General features: G+C 54.0%; 24 protein-coding genes. All 24 read right to left on the reverse strand.

The window, feature by feature from the left end; translation table 11 throughout:
• Window positions 1–6: 6 nt before the first annotated feature.
• The 24 genes from NLX71_RS15060 to NLX71_RS15175 all read right to left on the reverse strand — a co-directional run bounded on the left by NLX71_RS15060 (window position 7) and on the right by NLX71_RS15175 (window position 23,842).
• The gene (locus NLX71_RS15060) at window positions 7–273 is read right to left on the reverse strand and encodes a helix-turn-helix domain-containing protein (RefSeq protein ID WP_254364536.1); all 267 of its coding nucleotides are present in this window, start codon (window positions 271–273) and stop codon (window positions 7–9) included.
• A gap of 14 nt (window positions 274–287) precedes the next feature.
• Window positions 288–776, reverse strand: a complete 489-nt coding sequence (locus NLX71_RS15065; RefSeq protein ID WP_254364537.1) for a hypothetical protein — start codon at window positions 774–776, stop codon at window positions 288–290.
• A 30-nt stretch (window positions 777–806) separates the two neighbouring features.
• Window positions 807–4,640 carry a DUF5704 domain-containing protein gene (locus NLX71_RS15070; RefSeq protein WP_254364539.1) on the reverse strand — a complete coding sequence of 1,278 codons (3,834 nt, stop codon included), beginning with the start codon at window positions 4,638–4,640 and terminating at the stop codon, window positions 807–809.
• A complete protein-coding gene (locus NLX71_RS15075) occupies window positions 4,641–5,435 on the reverse strand; it encodes a copper amine oxidase N-terminal domain-containing protein (protein ID WP_254364541.1) in 795 nt (264 codons plus the stop codon).
• A 37-nt stretch (window positions 5,436–5,472) separates the two neighbouring features.
• Window positions 5,473–5,754: a stalk domain-containing protein gene (locus tag NLX71_RS15080; RefSeq protein WP_254364542.1), complete on the reverse strand. Its 282-nt coding sequence runs from the start codon at window positions 5,752–5,754 to the stop codon at window positions 5,473–5,475.
• Window positions 5,755–5,879: 125 nt separating this feature from the next.
• The gene (locus tag NLX71_RS15085; RefSeq protein ID WP_254364544.1) at window positions 5,880–6,851 is read right to left on the reverse strand and encodes a COG1470 family protein; all 972 of its coding nucleotides are present in this window, start codon (window positions 6,849–6,851) and stop codon (window positions 5,880–5,882) included.
• 69 nt (window positions 6,852–6,920) lie between these two features.
• A complete protein-coding gene (locus NLX71_RS15090; protein WP_254364546.1) occupies window positions 6,921–7,904 on the reverse strand; it encodes a hypothetical protein in 984 nt (327 codons plus the stop codon).
• Window positions 7,891–8,439, reverse strand: coding sequence for a hypothetical protein (locus NLX71_RS15095; protein WP_254364548.1), 549 nt, complete (start codon window positions 8,437–8,439; stop codon window positions 7,891–7,893). Before NLX71_RS15095 ends, NLX71_RS15090 begins: the two co-directional genes overlap by 14 nt.
• The gene (locus NLX71_RS15100; protein WP_254364549.1) at window positions 8,436–8,828 is read right to left on the reverse strand and encodes a hypothetical protein; all 393 of its coding nucleotides are present in this window, start codon (window positions 8,826–8,828) and stop codon (window positions 8,436–8,438) included. The genes NLX71_RS15095 and NLX71_RS15100 overlap by 4 nt, the downstream gene beginning before the upstream one ends.
• A 67-nt stretch (window positions 8,829–8,895) precedes the next feature.
• Entirely contained in the window at window positions 8,896–9,375 is a 480-nt protein-coding gene (locus tag NLX71_RS15105; protein WP_076119684.1) for an ABC transporter permease, read from the reverse strand.
• Window positions 9,376–9,447: 72 nt separating this feature from the next.
• Complete coding sequence (locus tag NLX71_RS15110) at window positions 9,448–11,517, reverse strand: hypothetical protein (RefSeq protein ID WP_254364550.1); 2,070 nt, start codon at window positions 11,515–11,517, stop codon at window positions 9,448–9,450.
• Window positions 11,514–13,376 carry a pilus assembly protein CpaF gene (locus tag NLX71_RS15115; RefSeq protein ID WP_254364552.1) on the reverse strand — a complete coding sequence of 621 codons (1,863 nt, stop codon included), beginning with the start codon at window positions 13,374–13,376 and terminating at the stop codon, window positions 11,514–11,516. Before NLX71_RS15115 ends, NLX71_RS15110 begins: the two co-directional genes overlap by 4 nt.
• The gene (locus NLX71_RS15120; protein WP_254364553.1) at window positions 13,373–14,212 is read right to left on the reverse strand and encodes a CpaE/TadZ family protein; all 840 of its coding nucleotides are present in this window, start codon (window positions 14,210–14,212) and stop codon (window positions 13,373–13,375) included. Before NLX71_RS15120 ends, NLX71_RS15115 begins: the two co-directional genes overlap by 4 nt.
• Before the next feature lie 14 nt (window positions 14,213–14,226).
• Entirely contained in the window at window positions 14,227–14,934 is a 708-nt protein-coding gene (locus NLX71_RS15125) for a hypothetical protein (protein WP_254364555.1), read from the reverse strand.
• 11 nt (window positions 14,935–14,945) lie between these two features.
• Entirely contained in the window at window positions 14,946–16,067 is a 1,122-nt protein-coding gene (locus NLX71_RS15130; RefSeq protein ID WP_021877787.1) for an SAF domain-containing protein, read from the reverse strand.
• 47 nt (window positions 16,068–16,114) lie between these two features.
• The gene (locus NLX71_RS15135) at window positions 16,115–16,726 is read right to left on the reverse strand and encodes a hypothetical protein (protein ID WP_134752243.1); all 612 of its coding nucleotides are present in this window, start codon (window positions 16,724–16,726) and stop codon (window positions 16,115–16,117) included.
• Window positions 16,727–16,728: 2 nt separating this feature from the next.
• Complete coding sequence (locus tag NLX71_RS15140; protein WP_021877785.1) at window positions 16,729–16,899, reverse strand: hypothetical protein; 171 nt, start codon at window positions 16,897–16,899, stop codon at window positions 16,729–16,731.
• Window positions 16,900–16,983: 84 nt separating this feature from the next.
• Window positions 16,984–17,919, reverse strand: a complete 936-nt coding sequence (locus NLX71_RS15145) for a ParB/RepB/Spo0J family partition protein (RefSeq protein WP_254364556.1) — start codon at window positions 17,917–17,919, stop codon at window positions 16,984–16,986.
• On the reverse strand, window positions 17,867–18,694 hold the full coding sequence (locus NLX71_RS15150) for a ParA family protein (RefSeq protein ID WP_254364557.1): 828 nt from the start codon (window positions 18,692–18,694) through the stop codon (window positions 17,867–17,869). Before NLX71_RS15150 ends, NLX71_RS15145 begins: the two co-directional genes overlap by 53 nt.
• A 332-nt stretch (window positions 18,695–19,026) precedes the next feature.
• Window positions 19,027–19,593 (reverse strand): beta-class carbonic anhydrase, encoded by a 567-nt coding sequence (locus tag NLX71_RS15155; RefSeq protein ID WP_254364558.1) that lies wholly within the window; start codon window positions 19,591–19,593, stop codon window positions 19,027–19,029.
• A gap of 386 nt (window positions 19,594–19,979) precedes the next feature.
• Window positions 19,980–21,554 carry a 23S rRNA (uracil(1939)-C(5))-methyltransferase RlmD gene (gene rlmD, locus NLX71_RS15160; protein WP_254364560.1) on the reverse strand — a complete coding sequence of 525 codons (1,575 nt, stop codon included), beginning with the start codon at window positions 21,552–21,554 and terminating at the stop codon, window positions 19,980–19,982.
• The gene (locus tag NLX71_RS15165; RefSeq protein WP_254364562.1) at window positions 21,541–22,527 is read right to left on the reverse strand and encodes a diacylglycerol kinase; all 987 of its coding nucleotides are present in this window, start codon (window positions 22,525–22,527) and stop codon (window positions 21,541–21,543) included. Before NLX71_RS15165 ends, rlmD begins: the two co-directional genes overlap by 14 nt.
• Before the next feature lie 77 nt (window positions 22,528–22,604).
• Window positions 22,605–23,396 (reverse strand): sirohydrochlorin chelatase, encoded by a 792-nt coding sequence (locus NLX71_RS15170; protein ID WP_254364563.1) that lies wholly within the window; start codon window positions 23,394–23,396, stop codon window positions 22,605–22,607.
• Window positions 23,397–23,551: 155 nt separating this feature from the next.
• Window positions 23,552–23,842 (reverse strand): YerC/YecD family TrpR-related protein, encoded by a 291-nt coding sequence (locus NLX71_RS15175; RefSeq protein WP_010494821.1) that lies wholly within the window; start codon window positions 23,840–23,842, stop codon window positions 23,552–23,554.
• Window positions 23,843–24,020: the final 178 nt, after the last annotated feature.

Consider the following 24,020-nt stretch of genomic DNA (forward strand, 5'->3'; position numbering starts at 1 on the left):
ACCTCCTCATACGAAGGTAATTTGGTTCGTCAGACGAATGCCTTCCTCGGAATATCTTGGCGTGAGCCGAATAAGTCCATTTTGCTGAAGCCGATGCAGGTTGCGACGCACAGCAGAAGTGGAAAGACCCACCTCTGACGCAAGTCGCCTGGACGAAAGCAGTAACGCGCCGTTTCGCCCGCCTGCACGATCCAACAAATAGCTGTACAGCAGCTTCGCTGCAGGGGGAATAGATGCTCCGGTCAGCAACCGGTAACGGGCAAGATCATTCATAGAAGTGCATCCTCCTATCGTTCCAGTTCAGACTTCTGCTTTAGTGGTGCCGATGAAGGGGAATGGAGGGGCGACGACAATTCATTCATTCGCTCCGGCCGGGCGAAGCAATATAAATAAAAGTTATAGTCGCCGGCACGCGGAAAGCATCGCAGATAGTAACGATGCTTTGCCGTCTGTAAACAAAAGCCATAGACATCGCTGTGCCGCGCGCTTGGTAGAAGGGCCTCTGGATGTTTTATACAAAAATCGTGCATGCCACTGCGGTTTTGAAGCAGCCCCTGTTCCGTCAACGCTTGAATGACCGCTCCAAGCTCCTCCCGAAAATCAGGAGTTTTCAACGAAGAGATATGTTCGAACCAAGTCGCCCAGAATGCCTCACCATCTTTGCCGAAATCACCGCGCACATGCCCAATACAACCGCGCTCTGTATCCTTCTCGATGGAGGCGGAATAAAAATAAGCCTCATCCTCAGATGTGGCAATCTTCAGCTTCTCAATCATGCTCTTTTCCTCCCAAACGGTATGCTGTTTTTAATGGGTGCCGCCCGTACCAAAATCGTCGTAGCTGGACAAGTCGGCGTGATAAAACACAACGTCCCCGTCTATCAATGAGAACATCCCCCCGTAAGGATCGACAAAACTGCGCTGAAAACCTTCCATCTGCCACTGGTTGTCCAGCGGCGCATTTTTATACTGCAAATGCGGGTGGCCGACATCCTTATTTCGAATGGTTTCGATGTTAAAATTGACTACAATATAGCCGTCACGCAGAAAGATCGGCGCATTGTCGTCCAGCCGGTGGGTTCGTCCGTACTCGGCCAGATTCATGCCTGCTGGCACTGCATAGGGAGCAGCGGGAAGGCTATACTCGCCAAACCAACGCTGCACCGAGGCATTGGCCCGCGCAGTATCAATGCCAGACGGCACCTGCATGCTGCCGATAAACGTCCGAAGCTGCGAAGGAAGCAGCATGCCATCGTAGCCACCGACGTAAATCCGCTTTTGCGCCGCGTCCTTCAAAACCTGCTGTACATACGACGTCTGAGTGCCAGAGGAACCATTCAGCTTCCACAGTGAACTGGCCGTGTTGGTTAGCTCCTGCTGCGACACATTGCGCAGGCGGGTGTCGAGCGTCACCAACCGCTGCTCGGTATCTTCTGTGGAGCCGATCCGAATAAACCGCTTGTTTCCCGAATGATAGTACAAGTCCACCTGTTGCCGGTTTTTGCCCTGCTTGTCAACGAAGTAAAAAGTCGGCGTAATCTTCACGCCATCGCCCGCGCTGAACATGTTGCCGAGCGTTTTGACCTCAAATTTGAAGTGATAACCTGTTTTTACGACAACATTTTTCTTTCCGCTCTCCGGGTGATTGCCTGGCCGAATCGGCAGCACGTAAGGGGCCGTATTGCCGCGCGCCGCGCCGTCGATCCCTTTTGTGCCAACCCAATAGCTATTTCCGGTCGGCGTCGCACTGCCTGCCGCCGTTCTGAACACCTTTTCCCACTGGTAGTCGGCAATATCGGTAATTCGGAAGTCGAACAGACGGCCAATAACCTCAACCGCCACAACTTGCGTCGCCACATGATTAGTTAAGTCCAAATTGGCATTACTTTGTGATGTGAATGAAACTGGACTGTTTTCGGCAAACGTGCGGAACAGTACATCATAATTTCCCTCATCTACCCAAACGGGCATGTAAAAAGTGGTTGTAAGCTGGCCGACAGGAATCGAAGTCCAGGTGTCCTTCGGAATCAACGTTCCGTGGTCAGCCTTATATACATCGAATGGGAACCTTACCTGCTTGTCTCGCACATATTTGGCATAGTCCCGATTGCCGTAGCCGGTAATGTCCCGGTGCGGCCCGCTGGTAGGAATCGTCACGGTAAAGGGGCGATCCAGAATAAGCGCCGAACGATCGGCTGTCGGCACCGTTTTCTGATTGTGCGCCTGATCGTCGGCTACTGACGCCAGATTGACGACGGGGGTATGCACCGTCACCGGATTGATGCCGTTGATCGGGAAGCTATGGTTCGACCCGCCTCCGATGCCCTTGACCAGCGTATAATAAATCGTCCCCGCGCTTGGCTGGCTCCCCTTGTTCGTTTTAGTCGCATCGATGACAAATCCCGAACCATATAAAACATCCTGACCGATCATGGGAGATGCAGGAATCGTCCCCGGAGCAGGAGCCGTTTCCTCCACCGTCCGATTGTCCATGATCGTTTGTCCATTAAAGACGACCGTGTCGTTCTTGACCTTGATTTTCCCGACCGCATTTTCAGCCTCTGACTTCCAGTTCTCGCTTGGAACCGAAGGTCTACTGGAGCCGCCGTAAACCGTTTGACCGGAAAGCACAACGTTGCGATACACCGGGTCCGTAATATGGGACAAGACCGCTGCATCATGGGTGGCGGAAACAGACGGTGCGGAATACCCGTTTGCTTGCAGCGTCACCGAACCGGAGGGCAGGGCATAGTTGGCGACTGTCGCCTTCTGTAAGCCGTACACTTCCAAACGGTCTGCCAGCCAATAGCTGTACTTTCGTTCCACACTGTAGCTTTGGGTGACCGTTTGCGTGTCGGATCGGGATACCGGAACCGTGGTCGAATGACCTTCGCTATCCGGCGGGCCGGGAACATATTCCGTCCAACTCAGCGTATAGGTGCGGCTGACTGTAATCGGATACGATTTCGAGCCTTTCACTTCTGTGAACGTGTTGCGATACAAATACGCTTTGGCGCTCGCGTTAACATAAAGGCTTTCTGAGGTCGGTATTCCCTTCAAAACGTCAAAGCGTTCTGCGCCGCGAGAATCCGCTTTTATGATCGCCGATGCCGTGGCATCCATCGCCTCGACTTGCTGGCTCGTGCCAGGTAACGAGGTATCGCCGCCGTCATTGTCGCCTTTGCGTACGGTGTGATCCGAGGTGGAATCTCCGCTGTTACCATTAGCATCTTTTACGACGACCGTGATTTTGACGGTAATACTGGAGCCGGATGTAAATGGAATTTTGATCGGCAGCGATTTACTTGCCGTCAGCCCGCTGAGTGAGCCGGACTTATCGCTAGGCGTAACGAATGTTGCGTTCTCTATTTTTGTGATCTCATACGTTTTGAGCGGCACGGGTGACTTCGCTTCAAATACAAAATTTCCATCCACAGAGGTGACGGAAGCATCGACGTGATCTGGCGCGTCGATACGGGAAGTCACGGTAATCGGGGAGGGGATTTTATAGATGCCGACGAAGTTGGAGCCGCCAGAGCCAACCAAGATGGAGCGTTCGAGCAGCTTCGCGTTGCCTTTTTCTTGTATGAATAGCTTCTCATCCGGCTTCTTGTTGTTTGTGATATACGTGCGTACAATTTCAAAGTTCTGGCCGCCAGATGTGAGCTGCGGATCAAACGTATAGTTCGCTTCCTCTCCAGTCTCGTAGACGCCTTTGTCGACTTCCTTGAGTTTCGTGCCATCCTCCTTCTGATAGATCGCCTTTACCGGGTTATTTTCAGCGTATTCGGCAATAGCGTCCGTTCCACCAAGCGCCACCGTGAAGCTTCGCGTTCGCACCTTCGGATTCGTATCCGGATTTTCCTGCAACCAGCTTTTCTGCGTTAGGTCCTTCTTCGGCGATAGGTAGGTGCGGACAATACTGTACGTTTTCCCGTTATCCTCAATCGTCGCAGGAAACTCGTGGTTGATCGTCTCGCCGACTTTGTAGTCGCCCTTATGGAACGTGACCTCAGGCTGCTTGAGGATCGTTCCTCCCACGGTTTTCGCAACGACATCGACAGGAAAATTCGCGCTGCGATAGGGGACGTGAATCCCAAAGTAATCATCGAGATCATCCGGGTGCGCCCAAGGTTCAGCGTTCTTGATTCCTTCTAACGTGTAAAATGGGCCTTTTCGCATGTTTCCATTGCCATCGACGGATACCATAATTGCGTACAAGTACAGGTCGTCGTTGTCCTTGATGTCTCCCATGCCTGCTTGCCACATGCCGTCCGTTACTAAATCTTCACTGACTTCATAGTAGGTCGTGACCGGCTCTCCGGGAATTGGGGGGTTCGGATTCTGCGCGACTTGACGCACCTGTTGATTGACAAAGGATGCGTGACTGCCGTTACGCGGATCACTGCACTGTTTGGATGATGTATTCGTGCAGAGTTGGTCACGACGCACCGTCCAACCTACCGTTCTGTAGCGGATGGACGAGGTTGCTGCTGTACTAGTGATTTCAAATTTGATCTTACCCTCATCTACCCGGACAGCCGGTGTCGCGGCATTCGTAAGAAACGGAAAGCACGACAATAAAAAAGAGCATGCCAGCAGCATGCTCAACGTGATTCGTATGAATTTAGGTTTGCGCATCTAGTTCGAGTCCGCCTTTCTAATGATATGATTGCGGAACAAGCTTGCATTCGGATCGACCTTCAACGTACTTCCCCAATCGCCGCCTACATTAGTGGATAGAGAAATATCGGCGTAGCCTTCGTACCAAACACCTTTCTCAAACGTTTGTTTATTCAGGAACCACTCATCGTAAAGCAAGTCATTGCTTGCTTTGTACGAGACGAATTTAATCCTGAACTTGGATCGCACAAAGTTGTTGCCAAACCCATCTTTATAAATCATGGATGGCTCGGGATCAAGATAGCCTTCCATCTGGATTTGGTTCTCTTTGACCCATTCTGCGTAGCGGCGAATATGTTTCAGTTCGGCATCAGAGTTTTGCATTTTGGTAGCAAAAACCGCCTGCGCCCAAACGTCATCAATCGTGTTGTAATTTACATTCAGCCAAAGCGCACCGAATGCTTTCAGTCTTCCCATCCAAATATCCACGTTCTTCTTGTTGAATTCCGGCTTCGTCGAGTAGAGGACGGATGAAACTTTGCTGTCTGTTGGATGCGAAAATGGATAGCCCATCTCGTACATTTCGTTCGGAACGTCCGCAAGAATGTATGGATAATCGCTCGAATTCTTCGGTAAGCCGGTCGTGCGAATCAAGCGCCCCCACTGGTCGGTCTGCGCCGCGCTATCTTCGCTGGTCTTGATAAACACGGTGTCTGTCGGATTGTCCCAATCCACCTTCGCACCCAACACCTCGCTGACGAAACGGAGCGGCACAAACGTTCGACCGCCGCTCAGGATGGCTTTCGTATCCAAAGTGACCGCTTTGCCATCTACCTGCACAACATTTTGGTCAATCGTCAGAACGATAGATTGATCGATCTCTCGTAATCGGAACCGTCTGTGTTTTCGATTCCCAGCCGACTTTCGCTCCGAGCGATTCGGCGACAAAGCGTACCGGGACGAGCGTTCGCCCGTTCTCATCAATAAACGCCTGCGCGTCGGGAAACCAGATTTTTTTGCCGTCCATGACGACGCTGACAAAGGTTGGCGGTTTACTGGCTGCGCTTGCCGTCAAACTGAATATACTTCCGAAAAGTGTCACAATGAGGAGGGATACTAACCTTCTTTTCAAATGCCTCACTCCCTAAAAAAAAGTGCGAAACTGGAAAAACTTGCTGTTGCCTACATCATAGTGCCGATTCTGTTGCCTGTCCACTGTCGGGCAGCCTGTCCTCTGCAGGAACCAGGAGCCGCTCGTTACTCCGTGCGCGAAGCCCTTCTTCTTATAACAACAACGACGATGACAAGAATCAGCAGCAAGCCCCCGTAGACGCAGGCTGGGCGCAATCCAAATGATCCTTCATGAAGCGGAGAAACGTCCCCAGTAGCCTGAATCACGGTTCCTGATGTCATAGTCCGACCGTCCGTTACTTCAAAAGGGAAATCCTTCTGTTCTGTGCGGTCACCCAGCGTTGTCTTTACTTCCGCCATGTAAGAACCGGGAGAAAGCGGCCTGTTTAGCTCCGCCATGTACTGTGCGACCGTGCCTGCATAAATGGAATCAACCGTTGATTTCCTTTCAAGCAAAAGCTCGCTGGCATCGTCCTGCCGTTTGAGCCACACCTCGATCTCCGGTTCGGACAAGCTATCGCCTTCATTGACCAGCAAAATCGTCAGGCTCGCTTTTCCGTTCTCCAGCGTATATGCGGCCGCGTGCGGGACAGCCTCAGGAGGCTTCGCTTCGTCCAACTTGTAGTTGAGGACGACCTGCAGCCCGATTTTACGCGCCGCCGATTCCCTCGTACTTTGATCGTAGACGCCGATGACGGACACGTACTGGCCCGGCTCCACACTTTCAGGTATCTGCATTTCCATTGTAAAGCTTTGCGTCTCGCCAGCCTTGAGGGTTATACTGCGATCAGGCGCCCTGTACCATGCAGCCGAACCGGTATCGGGATCGCTCGGTAAAGTAAAATCCTTACCGCCGCCCAATGCGGGCATGGCATCGGCCGCATAGAGCAGCGCTGTTATTTCCTCATCAGTGGGATTCGTGACGTGAACCGTGTACTCGCGCTTATCGCCGGGTACGATATCCTCAACATAAGCGCTGAGCTCCGGATTGATCCGGTCGGAATCCCCACTGATGACCAGTTGCTGCCCGTCCATAGGGTTTGTAAATCCGGAGGCTATCCAAAAAACGATTGCCGCCAGCAACAGTCGAATCCACATGATTGATGAACTCCTTTGCTACTATTCCGCTTGCCATCGCTCACATGAGCGAATAGGCATACATTCCTGCTAGAAGGCCGAGCCGAGCCAAGGGAGGGGCATATATCCCTTCCGCGCGGCTGCTTGCTCGCTGGCAAACGTTTCTTCGGCCGGATAGGTGTACCCGCAGGAACTGCGATAGTACACCTTCATACTGCCTTTCTTGGCCCCGATAATCGTTGGACGTTTCACGATGCGGCTCCCGCCAAGCGCATAGCTGTTGTACACCTTCGCCCCCATCGGGATGCCTTGCACAAAAGCCAGAACACCCACATCATCCACCGTATTGTGCCAGTCTTCATCGGAGATCAGAGGCAGGGTGAACGTGTAGGACAGACCATTTCGAGAGACCGTTTCGTTATATCGATTGATCCGATAGGCCAGCTCGTCCTGGATCGCCCGGACAATCGTGCTTCGTCGTACCTGCTCGAAGAGCGCAGCATCCTGCAAAAGCGGAATCGTCGTTTGCTGCCGGATGTCCTGCCGCAAGCCCTCATGCCAGCTTCGGCTGACCGCATCGTAGGCTAGCACCTGCTGGTCGAGCGTAAAGGATAAGCTGTTGCCCGCCGAATCGGCATACGCATACGGCTTTTTCGTTCCCCAGGCTGATTTCATGACGGTTTTTCCGTCAGTCCCCGTCCATTCTTGCTCGGAATAGACGTAAAAGCCGTCGTACCCGACGATCACGATAGCCGGAATGTAGCGATGCAGGACCCCCTGCGTCACCGGATCATCCGCAATGCCGAAGCCTGCGTCCAGCGTCCGGTAGAACGCCGCTAGTGCTTCTTCCTTGTTCAGCGCGACATGTTTGACCGAGGCATATTGCGCTTCCTGCTGCTGGCTAGCGTTAACGACGAGCAACCTCGCTGCGTCGTCCACCGCGGCATCCAGCGCAGCGTCGTACCTCATCTCCGTCAGCACCGTCCGTCGCAGGGTTTCTGTCTCATTCTGGTTGACTATCGCGAGGGGGAGAAACAACAGCGCGCCGACGATTGCCCATTCAATCCATTTCATTGCGCACCACCCCGCCATACGGAATCACGATTTTTTCATTCGGGCTGATGGTATTATTCAGAAAATCGAAGAACAGCGTGCCTGCCGTCCGGTTCGTATTGCGCACAATCACCGAGAAGCTGTCACCCGCGCGCATCCGATAACGACGGCTTGGGTCATCCTTTGCTGCCCGATTGTCGGGGAACAGCACCGGCAGGATCTGCGCATTGAAAAACGCATCGTACTGTACCTCGTAGTTGCCCTTAAAGGTTATGGGCCGTGTCGGGTCGTCGTAAACCGGCACGTACTTCTTGCTGTCATGTTCCATCTGAATGTCAAAACTATTGCCGGTCGCCGCAAGCGCGGTCACAAAATCGTTGTACATCGTTGGCGTGATGCCGCCCTTGTCCCGAACCGCATCGACGAAGGCTGTCGTCGCGCGCAAGGCGACCAGTTCCGAAATATCGTCCTGCTGGTCAAAGGCGGAAGAGAGCGGGTAGAGATAGAGCAGCAGAACAGCGATCAGTACGGCGAAAATTTTGATCAAACTGTTCATGGCAGGCTCCTTAGTGTCAGGCGCTGCAAGTGACCAGAAACGTCCCGTTCATAGGCGGGCTGATAACGCCCCTTCAGACGTATTCCTGCGGACGAAAGCTGCTCCCGTTCCAGCGGCGGCGCGAATCGAATGCCGTCTACCACCATTTCCGCATCTCCTTCATCTAGGCGAGCGATAGCTTGCAGCACTTCCGCACCGGATACCGAACCGTCGCCCGAGAGCGGTACAGCGATTTGCTGCAAGTTACGATCCTGCGATTGGCCGGTTACATAGGCAAGCGAATTGAGTGAGGCACCGGTCTGAAACAAAATCAGACCGCTGCCTGCGGCCATGAGGAAAACGAGCAATGCTGCGCTCATCTCCAGCATCGTTCTTGGCGCATAGTTCATGCGTTACACCTCCTTCATGACGAAAGCGTCCAACCTGGGCCGGACGCTTTCGTAACCTCATCCGACCTTATTGCTGCCGGAAGACGATGCCGCGAATGACATTGCTGCTGTCCAGCACCAGCGTGCTGCGGAACTTGCCGCTTGGATTAACGTAGTTGATGTCCGCTTCGTCTACGGTCTGGCTAATCTGGCCGGGTGCGGCTCCGACGATTGCGCCGTAGGTGATGCTATCCAGAGGCACACCGGTATTGACAACCTTGCCGTACCACTGACCGGTCGGGTTTTTGCCGGTAACGATCTGGATGCCAAATTGGTCCTGATCGCGGAACTTGCGAAGCGCGTTGACAACCTGACTGCCCGAAAGCGTCGTATTGTCATACACCGTAAACGCCGTTTGTGAAAGCTCCGTCTGGATATTGCTGAAATTGCTTTGAGCCGCCTTGGTCGAATCCTGGGCGGAAATAAACAGCACGACAGCCAGTGTAATGAGTGCGATGGCAAGGAAGATTCCTGCTGCCATGACAAGTGCCTTCTGCGCATTGGACATGTACAATTCTCTCCTTTGATTAGGGGATAAAAAAAACGCCTTCCCGCTGATGAAGGAAAGCGTCTATATGGGTTACTGGATGCGTTGAAGCTGATCGTAGTACACGGTCATCTGATGTAGGCTGACGACGACAAGCGGAATGACCAAATACCCGAATATCAACGTCATCAAGGGGGCAAACCCGATCCAGCGTCCCCAGCCTGCCTTTTGTTCAATTAACTGTTCATACTCCTGCTTGCGCTGCTCCCGCGCAAACGCCTGCTCTGCTTCGAGATCGTCGAATGCCTGCCGGATCGTCAAATGCTGCGAAGCCATTTCCAGCTTTTCCACGATCCGAACAAAAGGTAGAAACGGTGCATCTTCTTTTAGCTGCGCAAGCGCCTGCTCCTCACCCTGTTCAAAGTGAAGAAGGCAGGCTTGCAGTGGCTCCTTGAAGACCTGCGCGAACTGCTCCATCCATAACAGAAGCTGTTCAACCGACATCCGATCCATCCCGGCGAGCATGGCAATCACGGCCTGCAACTGATCCACCTCGTGTTTCATCTCCATCTGCCGCATACGCCGCTGGAACAGCCGAATACCAACTGGCAGCGTGTACCCGCCCCATCCTGCGGCGAAAGCCAAAAACGCTTCCCACCACGCCAGAAAAGGCTTATTCAGCTTCTCCAGCTTGCCCAGGATGCGCCGCGCCGCCTCTCGAAGCTGATCCTCCTTGACCTGTGCAGCCGGGTCCTTGCGCAGCAGGCTGATGACGCTATTTTCGCTTCGCGGCCTCACCTCCTTTAATTGATCGAGCATCCTGCGATCCAGCGCGGCGGCTTCCCGTGCCTTCGTTTCCTCCTCCGGGGACAACTGCCCGAAAAGTGTTCCCGGCTTCACAGGTGCATACAGCACCTGATGCCGCTCCGCTGCATGCAAGGACACGAATAAGCCCAGCACCACCAAAAAGGCTGCGAACCCGGCCACGATCCGCTGCACGTAAAACCATTCAAGACGTAAGGGAGAGGCTGTATCCTTGAGCAGCCGGGTTATCCGTTCCGCTTCTCGCGAGCCGGGAACCGGCCCCAGCCGGTGGGCCAGCCAGCGCATCCACGGCCAGCCATAAACCCGTTGCTCCCATCTTTTTCGGCTGGTGGGCCTTGCGGTCGCATCCAGCTCCGACAGGTTGCGCAGCAGCACGTAGCATAGCCACACGACGACAAGCAGACAGAGTTTGGCGGCCCAACCGAAAGCGCTGGCGTAGAACGTGTCCATTGCCGGAAAAAAGTGGCTGGCCCAGGCTTCAATCGGACGGGTAAATAGCAGCGGTAGCAGCGCGATAACGGTCAGCCCCTGTAATAAGAAGCTGAGACGCTCGCGACGCAGCAATTCCAGATTCAGTTCAATGGACAGCTTTTCCAGTCCCTTGAGGTAGACCGAACCGCTTTCCGTTTGCTGATCGCCATGCTCCTTGATGAGATACGACAATCCCGCAAAGCCCTGCAAATAACGATTCGGGGCATGCTCCACATATTGCGCCAGTTTATCTTCGGCGTCGCTGTCCGTCAGCATGTCGTACAGCTCTTGCCCGTGCAGCGCCATTTCATACGGCGCGCTGTCCGCCGATTCATAGACGGCTTCATCTACCATCCCGTGACGATGGTAATGATGTCTCACATCCCCAAGAAACAGACGAAGTTGTCGCAGCAGCCGCATTTCGAGCCGATAAACACCCATATCCGAGAGGATGCCGTGGCCGACCCAAAGACCAATGCCGAGCATCGCCAGCGTGTAAGGGTCGCGCACCGCCAAAACAAGCGGAATCGCGGCCAAAAACAGGACAAGCCACATCAAGAGCGCCGATTTCATCACCTCAAGCCGCAGCTTCCATTCGTCCCCGAGCCGCAGGATGACCAATCGCCTGCGAAGGTGCAGCAAGTACATCCTTAAAACCGGCATCTGCTCACAAACGCTGTATAGCTGCTGCATGAAACTGTAAACCGCCTGCTTGCGAGGCGCTTGCCCCGGCTTACGCAGCGCTTCGTAGCGCCGGACTGCCGCCACCTCCGAATCACGCCGGGACAGCCACAGGAAGGCCGCGACAGCGGCAAGAAAGAGCACGGTTACGATGCCGAGCAGAGGGGAGAGCCATTCCCGAATCATGTCTCATCCCCCCAATGGGATGCCAGAAACGCATCAAAGACGGCCTGATCGGGGCCGCTCAAGTATTCCGCAATCTCGCAGCGACTTTGCTCGGACAGGGGATGAACGGCAACGTAACGGCCGTCGCGGTATTCGACGAGATTTCGGGCGGTGTACAGCGGGCGATCCGTCGAGCGGCGGAAGTATTCGAGCGTCGTTTCCATAAAGGCTGCCATCCGTTCGTCCTTTGTCATTTTCCCGCGAAAGGCTTCCGGGTACGCCGTCTCCTGCGGCACTGGGACGCATTCCGTAATGCGCTCGATATAGCGCCGTCCGTCCAGGTCGCGGCGGAGGTGAATATCGAAGTTGACGACGCTGACGACCTGCTGCTCCGCCACACGCTCGTTCGTAAACACCTTTGTTTTCAACAAGGAATTGCGGAGAGACAGCACAAGGTCACGGAAGGTTTTGGCGTGATGCGTGAACAAGGTGAATAATGACGCCACCTGTGCCATCTGAACCATCCAAGCGGCGACCGGGTCGGTCGCTACCTCGCCCAAAATATTGACAGTGCCGTCCGTCTTCTTCTGGATGTCCAGCCCCTGTTGACCGGAAATCGTCTCTGTTTCGCGCAGGCTGACGATGTTGCGTTCTGGATAAATTTTGCGCAATTGAAGCTCAAAGCTCATTTCCTGTACCCGGATCGGCAGCACTTCTGGAATATGGCGAACCATCGCCATAAGCAGGGTTGTTTTGCCGCTGCCCTGCGCGCCGGTAATCGCGGTGATCCGCGCACCCGATACCAAGTAACGAATGAGGCCAATCGGCAATTCCGCGCCTTCGTCCTGAATCAACTGCTCTAGCGTCGCGCTTTGCACGTCGAATTTGCGCACAAAAAAAGCCCACGATTCACTGAATCGGGGGCGCAGCACGACGACGCGGGAGCCGTCTGCCATTTCATTGACCTTAAATCCGTTCGCCTCGGACAACTGGCCGGGAAAATTGTGCTTATAGATGATCTGGCAAACGCGTCGTAGTTCCTGCTCGGAGCCGAAGGACAAGAAGCTCAGGTGGATGGACTTCCCTTTGTAAAACAGCCATACGCTGTCATGCGAACGGGGCAGCGACTGAAGTTGTGCGTCCTCCTCCAGCGACCATTCGCCCTCCCACATGAGCGGCGGCAGACCAGATACGCCCCCGGATACGCCGTCCACACGCATGTCGCGCAGCTCGTCCACGACGCTGAATCCTTTGTAATGCTGATAAATCCGCTGGACGACAAGCTGGAGCTTATCGTCCGTCGTCAAACACGGCGCTTCATGGGCGAAGACGCTACGAATATCCTCCTCCGTAATCCGGTACGTTTCAAGCTGGCCTTCCTCGTTTCGTCTTTGCCGATCCCATTCATAGGTTTGAACGAGCCGGTCGAGCGCATGAAGCCCAGCTTCCTTTTTATATGTGTAAAGCAGAATATCAAACTGGTCTTGCGCGGAGAGGGACTCCGGCTGATGAAAAGGCAGCAGGAGGTTCAAATGCGCATCGTCCAACTCATAGCGCTGCGCGAGCAGGTCGGCAATGATCTCCTTGACGTATTCCTTGTCCCGCAGATCACCGGAGGTGCAGCCCCGCAGCGCCTTTTTCAGCTCCGCCCGTTTGCTTTTTCGGCGGCGGTATTCTTCCTCCGACAAACCGAAGTCGGCCAGGTTGCTGCTGGTTAACTCGTGTAGCGTTGCTTTTACGAAAGTGGTCATCGCTTCCAGCGTATATACCGATGTGTCGTCCGTCCGTTCCGGCAATCGTCGGCTCAGGCGCAAATAAAGGAAGAAGATTGAAAGCAACAAGAGCGCGATCAGGATGAAGGCATTGAGCATAGCCGTCATGGCGTGTCGCCCTCCTTCCCTCCGAAAAGGTGCTGCCTTGCGCCTGCGCTTTCGATCACAGCCTGCGCCAATCGTCGCACCTGCTGCACGAACAGGTGGTTCTCATGACCGCTTGCTATCTTCCTGTTGCGAAACCAGAAAGGATTCGCTTCGCCATGCTGTGCCGCATCCATCCAGCCTGTATTATGTGCAATAGGGTACACGGTCGGTCCTATACGGAATTGACGCATGAGATTTTTAGAAGTGAACGTCGAATAAGGGTCGTACTGTCCGAACACGAGCAGCGTTCTTCGGCCTTGCAGCATCGCTGCTTCTGCCGATTGAAAAAATCGCTCTAGAAGGAGACGGTTTTGCGGCAGGCAGACGACCCATACGTCGGCCTGCTGCCGCAGCATTTCGTCCCAAGCCGACCCGCTGCCGCTCCCCCCATCCAACAGCACTACATCGTAAGCGCGGCGGGCAACCGCAAGCAGCGGTGTGAGCCATTCCATTGCCGTTTCGATAAAGATATCCTCTTGCTTGATGGAGCCGGGCAAAATATCCAGGCGATCCCGCAGCAACGGATGGGCATAGTCACGCAGCATGACAGGCTCCAGCTTGCGGTTTTTCAGCAGACGCAAGAGCGCATCAATTCCCGTGTCCGGGGTATGCATGTCCTCTCTTCCGGCAGGTCGATAATAGGCTCGTTCGACAGCAGCGTAACTGCTTAGCAAATGCCCAAGCAACAGCAATCGCGCCGAATATTCCAAACCCATGCACGTCGCCGCGGCGAGCAGATTAGTCGTTGTCCCGGCCTGACCGGATACAGGACTCCAAAATACAACGGTAGCTCCCATAAACGTTCTCCTTTCTACCACACCCGCACCCGTTTACGAGCGATTGCCCAGGCTCGTCGCGCTGTCTTGCGGTCGCAATCGCCAAGCTGCTCCAGCATCGTCAGCAGCATCTCGCGAAACGCCCCGGTCAGCCCGCGAAGGTCGATGCGGCCGTGGTGTTGATTGTTCAAATCGACGGCTGCATCGCGTTCGTCCAAAGGGAAGCGAAACACCGTATCCTCCAATTGGATATGCCGCAACCGCTTTTCGGCTCGCCACGCTGCCAACTTTCCCGGTATGTCAGGGGAGAGCAACTCGAAAAACGAGACAGGCTCTTCCGTGTTCTGTAAGCCGAGACGAATCATCAGTTCCTCGTTTTTCTCCAGCGATAACCGCCTTCCATCCCAGCACCACACCCGCTTATCAAACTGGGACAGGTTGTGGTGGAAAACAAATTCCGTATGGTCAGTGTCCACCAGCATGATGTCGTATGCCGGTGTCGTCCCTACCTGTGCCAAGCCTCGTTCAAGCTGTTCGGGAGTGAGATAGCCGTAGGCCACGTCCATACCTTCATAATCCTGAACGGCGCTATTGGCATAGGCGTGCGGCAGATAACCCCGAATCGACTGCGTGACGGTGGAATCCACCAACAGCACTTTATTCCCCAAGGCCACAAGCAAGCGGCCAAGCACCAACAAAGCATGCGTCTTGTCCGCTACGCCGATAAAAACAATTTTTTTCATATCCGCACTCCTCATTGATTGAAGATGTTTTCCCACTTATCTTCGCTTGCCGGAGGCGCTTCGGTTGCAGGAGGCATACCCGATGGCAGCGACGGCGAAACGGCAGGAGGGGGCGTCTGTTGATTTTTCGGAGATTGAGTAGCTGCTGCACCAGCAGCATCACTCACGCTAGGCTGCGGACCATTCGTCGAAACTGCTGATTCTCCAGACTGCGGTGTGCCTACTGGCTGTGTTCCGCCCATGGCATTGCCCTGCCGCGTCGTCATCCGTTCGTTTTGCAACTGCTGCTGCACGGTTACACTACCGCTGGTGACGCGAAGCTTGTCCGAGTCGCTGACCGCCTTCAAATTGCCATCCAGCGTTTGACGCAGCGCGCGGGCAAGTTCGATTTTTGCGGTTTCGAGCAGATTGGGATCGACCGCCATCAGGTTCAATACCTTCTGATTGGCCGGATAGTTGACCACAGCCGCTTCCTGTAAGCCTGGCTCGATGTACGGGAGGGCATACAGCCGCGCTCCCTGCAAGTACGCATCAATAATTGCGCTGGACGTTTGGAGGATGTCCATCTCATTCAGTTCCAGCCACACAACCGTACCGGACAGCTCCTGTACCTTCTTTTTAGATAAAAGAACAAAGTCCTCGCCAGTTGGAAAGCCGATGCGAACGTCTATATATTGGTTAGGCTTGAGATTAGAGGGAAGCTGAATGACCTGAAACTCCTGTATGCGCAAATCCTTCGGAATGGGCTGTCCTTCGTACAATAAAGAGGAAAGTAGCGGCATTCCTGATGCAAGCTCGATCTTGGCGTTTTTGCCGATGATGCTTTCCCGGTCGGTGATTACGCCCGGCGGAACCAAACTGACGGGCATCGGAACAGCCTTGAGGTCATCCGCTTTGAGCGAGACGCCTGCCGGTATCGTTTTTGCAGTCGTCCAGACATTTCGGCTGTTTTGCTGCTCCTCCTTTTTCAATTGCTGAATCTGCCGCTCATACTCCTCTTTCATCTGTTGCTGCTTTTGCTGCTGGTCGGTGTGCTGCATCAGCATATACAAGGCCGCTGCTACCAGAAGCGCCACGCTGATCGCAATGGCTCCCATGATGAGCGTCTTGCGGTGTCGATACGTCCATGACATCGTTCACGATCTCCTTTCATTTATATAGAAGATACCTTGCGCTTCTCTTAACGCGCTTCGCCTCGCGGACGCGGCTTTGATGGGGCTTGCTCCGCTTGTCGTTGTGCCAGCTTCTCGGCCGCCCATGTGGGCGTATGCTCCGGCTTCAGGAACCCCATCAGGTCTTCCCGGTTATAGCGGTATTCATCGCCGGAATAGAGGGTTTCCGCATAGACCGCCCGCCCACGTGAGTTCCCCGAAGCCCCGAAACCTCCCGTTACCCAAATCAACTGATGGTCTGCCGTGCGAAATTCCGGTCGCAACCAATCCAAACGGGTCACAACAATTCTGCCGCCGAGATCATCGTCACTTTTGATGGGCAGGCATTGGTCGGGTTGAATGGGAGGCATCGGCTCCGTGATCGTAGCGCGCTCGGTCTGGAGTTTCTCGATTTCCCATTGCAATAGCTTGGTAAATTCCTGCATTGCGACTAGGTAATCCGCATATCCTTCTGCACCGTAATACTGATCGATACCAAACAAATTATTCTGCGAGCAGTAGCAAACCAAATAGGGCTTTTCGGTATTCGTGATGTCGATGCCTAAAACAACCTCCACCCTGCCAATGGGTAGCGCTTGATAGACTTCGTAGTCACCGGCCATTCGTTTCTCTTGCTCCATCGTCAGCCCTCCCGGTTCTTTTTGCGGTCACGTTTCTTGTGCCAGCCTTCGGCTTCCTGAGCCTGCTTGCGCAGTTGTGCTTCTTCCTCCTCAGATGGCCTACTACGCGCAAAACCCGGCTTTTCTTTCATCAGACGTTCATACTGACGCCGTTTTCCTTTCGTAAAGTCCATTAGATGATCTCCTCCCCGAAAATGGGCATAAAAAAAGCTCTCCGTCAGGGGAGAGGGTGCATGAACAAGGCGGCAACGGGGGAATTACCGTTCGTGCTCCCTCTGCCGCCTTTTGTACCAGGTTTCCAGCAGTTGCACGATCAGGTCTTCCTTTTGTTTTTCCGAGAAGTCTCGTGGGAAAAAGCGGTCGATTCGTTCTCGCTGAATACTCATTTTTTCTTTCTGATTCGGCTTTTCCTCCGTTAGTATGGTGTAAATGACATCTGTATTCAGCCTGCCTTCTTGACTCATCTTTTTCATACGCTGAGCCTGTGCAAGTGAAGGCGTGCAGTCCTCTGCCTGCATGGTATCGAATAGGGCTTGCTGTTCTTTCTCGGCCAAGTAAGATAACTCAACGGCAGGATTAAAGGCAATCCGTTTGTCGTCTACCATTTCGAGAATGTGAGGAGTGAGTTCCGTTAGGCGAATATAACGTTGAACCTGCCTGCCGCTTTCTCCAGCTTCCCGACCTACAACTTCAGCGCTTTCTAACTTTCCGACAACTTGTCGTGAAGTGAGATCTGTCCGTTGACCTTGCCGATTAATTGCAGCCATCTTCATCTTATAGGCAAAGGCTTTTTCGCTTGGTGAAATATATTCCCGTTGCAGATTGCTGTCTACCATGATAATAGTCGCCTGATCGTCATCCAACTCGCGAACGAGACAAGGGATTGTCTCCATTCCAGCCAACTCGCTTGCTTTCTTGCGGCGATGGCCGGATACCATTTCGTATCCACCGCCTACCTTTGGCCGAACTAAGCCGGGAACAAGGACACCATACTGCTTGACACTATCCGCCATTTCTAACATCGCTTCATCCGCCCTTACCTTAAAGGGATGACCGGGAAATTCACTAATTTCAGCCAATGGAATATCCATCACCTTTTCCCGTTGCGAATCGTTGCGGCTTTCCTCTGTCGAGAATAAATCATCGACTTTGGTCAGCTTTATGCTGGCGAGCCGATCTTCTTTCGCTGCCAATATCCTGCACCTCCTTCGTAAGTGCAGCGTAGGCTTTAGCAACCTGTCCGTTCGGATCGTGGGCATAAATGCTTTTGCCTTTGGCACTTGTTTCCGCCGCTCTGATGGACAGGGGGATTTCTGTATTGAATACACGCAGTTTATCTCCATAATCTCGGCGCAAAACGAAAGAAATATCTTTGGCGAAATTAGTTCGGCTATCTACCATCGTGAGCAGCACACCATCCACCGCCAGCTTCGGATTAATTTGACGCTTGACTCGGGCAACCGTCTGTAAAAGCTGCGTCATGCCTTTGGCGGGCAGATAGTGTGCCTGTACCGGGATGATGGCGCTATCCGCCGCTGCTAGTGCGTTGATTGTCATCATGCCCAAGCTCGGCATACAGTCGATCAGGATATAATCGTAATCTGCTTTTACGGAATCAATGAACGATCGCATAATCGACTCTCTGCTCATTGTATTGACGAGCGCCACTTCGACTGCCGATAATTCGATGTTTCCCGGCATCAGGTCGATACCTTCGTGATGATGCAGAATACCTTCCCGCGGTTCATACGGCTCCTCCGTCATACCCTTCACCAACATCGTAGCCAGTGAAATGGACAGACTATCCGGTTCATGGAAGCCTAGCGAATCAGTCAGGTTGCCCTGCGCATCCGCATCCAGTAGCAGAACCTTATTGCCTTCCGCAGCTAAGCCAATGCCAAGGTTAACCGCTGTTGTTGTTTTGCCGACGCCGCCTTTCTGATTGGCGAGAGCGATTACTTTTGCCATGAAGTTTCTCTCCTTTCATGTAAAAAAGCCGCTTGCCCTAATTTTCAGGGCTAGCGGCTTTTGAAGGGTATCTATATAAAAAGGGAACGCCACGGTTAGCGTCCCCTTGAGTATTCAAATATTAATATTCAATGCTCCGCGAAAATTTATCGATGGTAGGGAGCAGGGCTGATTCTATTGTCGTTCTTCCCAAGTTATCTCAAACGTCTAATTTTTGTCGCTTTTTAATGCTTTTCCGAGATACCGTATGGCAGTTGAAAAACAACAAAACTTCCCGATTTTACTCAGGCGCTCCCTTAACGGTGATGCTAGGGAACCGTTTTTTTGTTCTTCTATTTTGAATTTATATAACCATTTACAACTATATCTAGCTCCCCGGAATCAGGATTAATAACCAGACCGTGAACAGGAGTATCTTTGGGAATCAACGGATGGTTTCTAATTACATCGACGCTTTGGCGAACACTTTCCAAAACTGAATCAAAGCCGTGTAGCCAGTCCTTTATTTTAATTCCTGCGTAATCCAACGTTTCGATCGTTTCTTCCGAAATTCCTCGCTCAATCATTTTCTTGGTTGTTGCAGTTGGGTTCACATGAGCCATTCCGCAGTCGTGATGCCCCACAACACAAACCTCGTGAGCGTTTAGCTCATAAATCGCAACAATGATGCTTCGCATAATGCTGCCGAAGGGATGGGAAACAATCGCACCGGCTGTTTTCAGAATTTTCGCGTCCCCATTCCGCAAATTCATTGCTTTCGGCAGTAGTTCGGTAAGTCTGGTATCCATGCAGGACACAACGACAAGCTTTTTGTTGGGGAGCTTTGATGTTTGATATTTTTCATATTCCTTATTTTCGACGAATTTTTTGTTGTACTCTATCATTTCATTTAACAGCATCTTAGCCACTCCTTTCTATCCATTAAGTATAAATCATTACGTAGGTTGCGAAAAGGCAGAAATACAACCGCTAAATGAAATCGGCCCACGAAAGTTCAAAGAAATGCTAGAAAACTTCGACTAAAGTACGAAGTGTCCAAAAAAACTATCTGCAAAAATAGGGCCCCGATAGCAAAGCAAACGGCCTTAATATACAAAGAAAACACCCCGAAAGGTGTTCTCTTGAAAACATATCTTGCTTTAACTAAATTCACTTGATGTATCCACCCACTTCAAATCCAATACGATAGAAACCTCAATTCTATCGTTCAATATCTTATTTCTAAAGTCGTTGCCATCAGTCGTAAACGACGCATACTTCGCAGAATACTGATAATTAAGGATTTCTAGGTATCGACCCGACATATTCCTACCACGCACTCCACATGCACCGTATGCGGAAACATATCCACCGGCTGCACCTCCACCGTGCGGTACCCGCCATCCTCCAGCACGCGCAGGTCGCGCGCCAGCGTCGACGGATTGCACGAGACGTACACCACGCGCTCCGGCCGCATCGCGAGGATCGTCTCCAGCAGCGCGGCGTCGCAGCCTTTGCGCGGCGGGTCGACGACGATCACGTCAGGCGCGATGCCCTGCCGCTTCCACTCGGGGATGACGACCTCCGCGCCGCCGACCTCGAACCGCACATTGCGGATCTCGTTCACCAGCGCGTTGCGCTTCGCGTCCTCGATCGCCTCCGGGACGATCTCGACGCCGTACACCTCGCGGGCCTTCTGCGCGAGGAAGAGCGAGATCGTCCCGATACCGCAGTAGGCGTCGATCACCGTCTCTTCACCGCTCAGACCGGCGTAATCCAGCGCCTTCCGGTACAGCACCTCGGTCTGAACCGGGTTGACCTGATAAAACGAACGTGCCGAGATCGCGAAGCGGACATCTCCGATCGTATCGTAGATGGCCTCACTGCCCCAGAGCACCCGCGTCTCGTCGCTGAAGATCACGTTCGTCTGCTGCCGGTTGACGTTCTGGCAGATGCTCCGCACGTCCGGCATCGCCTCGCGGATCAGCCCGACCAGCTCGTCCCTACGAGGAATGTCGCGACCGTTCGTGACAAGCACGACCATAATCTCGCCCGTGTTGAAGCCGTAGCGAGCGATAACGTGGCGCAGCAGCCCTTTCCCCGTCTCCTCGTTGTACGGCCGGATGCCAAGCTCGCCCGCGATCCGTTTGACCGCCGCGACGACGGCGTCGTTGTTCTCGTGCTGGATCAGGCACGCCTCCATGTCGATAATCCGGTGGCTGCCCTGCGCGTAGAAGCCGCCGATCAGACCGCCCTCTTCGCCCGCGGCGAGGCCGATCGGCACCTGCGCCTTGTTGCGGTACCGCCACGGGTCGCTCATGCCGAGCGTCGGATGCACAACGATACCCGCATCCCTCGCGCCGCCGCTCCCAGCTCCCACGCCTATACCCGCCACAGCCTCCGCGCCAACGCGCATCTCTGCCCCAGCATCCGCCATAGCCTCCCCACCTACACGTATCTCGGCTACGCCGCTCTCTGCCCCAACAGCCGCCACTCGCAGCTTTCCAATTCGCTCCAGATTGTCGATGACAAGCTGGCGCTTCCAGCGTAGCTGCGCGTCGTAGCTCAGGTGCTGGAGCTGGCAGCCGCCGCACTGCTTGTAGATCGGACAGGGCGCGTCGATCCGGTCCGGGCTCGCCTCGATAATCTCCAGCAGCTTGGCGTAGCCGTACTGCTTCTTCACCTTGAGCACCTTGGCCCGAACTTTCTCGCCGGGCAGGGCGCCCTGAATAAAAAGGGTAAAGCCGTTCACACGGCCTACCCCTTCTCCGTCATGCCCCAAGCCGACAATGTCGGCGATATATGCTTCGTTCTTTGCAACGGGCAGGCCGCTGAGATCGGCAGCGGGCGTGCCCGAGCGTCGTTTATTATTCCTGTTCATGTTCGTCCACTCCGGGTCTCGTTTTCCATGGCAGCTTCATCATGTTGATCGGTGGCGACTTGTACGTCGACTGGCCCGTCTCGTCGATGAAGATGTGCAGATGCTGCGGCAGGTTCGTGAAAATACACGGCAGCGTGCCGCCCAGCTCCCCGTCCAGGTTCACCTGTACGTAGTCGGGCGACGTCACTTGAATTTGCTTCGTTTGAAGGTAGATCAGGTTCGGATCGGACAAATGCTCGCCGCGCAGCGCCAGCGAAACGACGCGGATAAATTCCGCGAGGTTGCATTTGCGCAGGATCAGCACGTCGAACAGACCGTCGCTGAGCGACGCGTCCGGCGCCAGACGCTCGAAGCCGCCGACGGAGTTGCTGTTCGAGATGAGGAAGAGCATCACTTCCTCGTGCATCTCCACCTCCGCCGTCTTGATATACAGCTCGATCGGACGCAGCCGCGGCAGCTTCTCCAGCCCTTTCATATAGTAGGCCATCTGGCCGATCATCGTCTTCAGCTTGCTCGGCACCTCATAAGTCAGCTCGGTCAGCGAACCTCCGCCGGCGATGTTGATGAAGTAGCGCTGGTTCACCTTCCCGACGTCGATCACCCGCGAGTGCTGGCGCAGAATAACGTCCACCGCGCCTTCCCAGTTCCGCGGAATGTTTAGTGCCCGGGCAAAATCGTTCGTCGTCCCGAGCGGCAAGATCCCGAGCGGCGGCCGGTTCGGTTTCTCCGCCAAGCCGTTGATCACCTCGTACAGCGTGCCATCGCCTCCGGCAGCGATGACGATGTCGAACCCCCGTTCCACCGCCTCCGCCGCCGCGAGCGTCGCGTCGCCTTCCCCAATCGTCGCATGCGTGCTCGTCTCCAGCCCGCCGCGTTCGAGCCGCTGCAATATGTCCGGCAGCCGCTTCTTCATTTCCTCCCGGCCGGAGGACGGATTATATATGAGCCTTGCCCGTTTGACTGGCTGTGCCATTCTCCCTCTCACCCGTTCGCATAAGAAATCGTATGAAAGCATGTTTGACCATGGGTCGTCTGACCCGCAAAAAACTGCTAAAGCCGCGCTCGCATTCCATCCTTCATCGGATCGACAAAAGGCCTGATCCGCCGCTCAATCCATTGGGAAATGCCGGGATGCGGCAGCAGCGCTTCTCCATTGTATCGATACGAATAACCGCGCAAACGCTCCGGGATGACCTCCTCGGTAAAATACCCCTCGCTCAGGAACAGCGGCGCCACAATGACCGTATGCCCCGGCTTGCGCTTCCGCCAGAACTCCATCCGGTCCGGAATCTGGTTGGGCAGCAGCATCGCCGAAGCCGCTTCGTCGAAGCCGCCGAGCCGCTTCAGCCGCTCCGCCAGCCGCTCCAGTCCCCGCCGCCAGCGCTGATGGAAGCCGTTCTCGATGCTTCCGTGGCCGACGAGCAGCACCATTTCGCATCCCGGGTCCGTTGATAGCGCTTTGATTTTCGCATAGACGATCTCGCCGATCACCGGGTCGTCGTCGATCGGCGTCGTCAAGTGAATGCGCGCCCGGATGGCGAACGGCTTCATGTCCGTCGGCAGTTGCGGCGCTTTCTTGGCGCCCAGCGCATAAGCGATCTCGTCGATATGCGTGCTGCCGGACGAGACGAAGAGCGGAACGACGACGATATTCGTCACGCCGAGCGACTCCAAATGCGTGATGCCGTCTTGGATCAAGCGTCCTTCCACAATTTCCAGAAAGGAGGAAAAGACCGGTACTTCCGCGGGGAGCCGCACAGCGCCGACCGCCTCGTCCACCAGGCGGACCCACGACTCGCTCCGGGACCCGTGACTTATCACTAATATACCGTATTTTACCACACTGTATCCCTCCCGGGTGAAAAAGATCGCGTCCAGTAGCAATGGCTTTTAGCCGTACGAACACGAAAAATCCCACTCCACCGGCCCGGCGAGAAGGATTTGTTCGAGTGCTCCGTTGTAATCGAGTCCGGCCGCGGTAAGAGGTAACGTTCGTTTTACCTTCCCAGGCGCTCCAGCGTCATTTTGTAGCCGTCGTTGCCGTAGTTCAAGCAGCGCTTGACACGCGAGATCGTCGCCGTGCTGGCGCCGGTCTCCGCTTCAATCTGGTTGTAGGTGTTGCCCTTGCGCAGCATGCGGGCTACCTCAAGCCGCTGCGACAGCGACTGGATTTCGTTCACCGTGCACAAGTCGTCAAAAAACACATAGCATTCCTCTATATCCTTGAGTGTCAGGATCGCCTCAAATAATTGGTCGATCGCTTTATCATTCAACTTTTTTAGCTGCATTACGAATTTTCAACCCCTTGATGGTCTGCTAAGATCGATGAATTCCAAAGTCCATAACTTAATTTCGACATCTGGGAGTGAAATCCTCCCTTTAAGTTAGCAAAACGTTGCTATTTTTATGCGGTAGTGGGCTAAACCGAAACTGGGCAAAAATCATAAAAACCGTGACAGGAGTCCA

This window comes from Paenibacillus sp. MZ04-78.2, from assembly GCF_024213375.1.
Taxonomy (GTDB): Bacteria; Bacillota; Bacilli; order Paenibacillales; family NBRC-103111; genus Paenibacillus_G.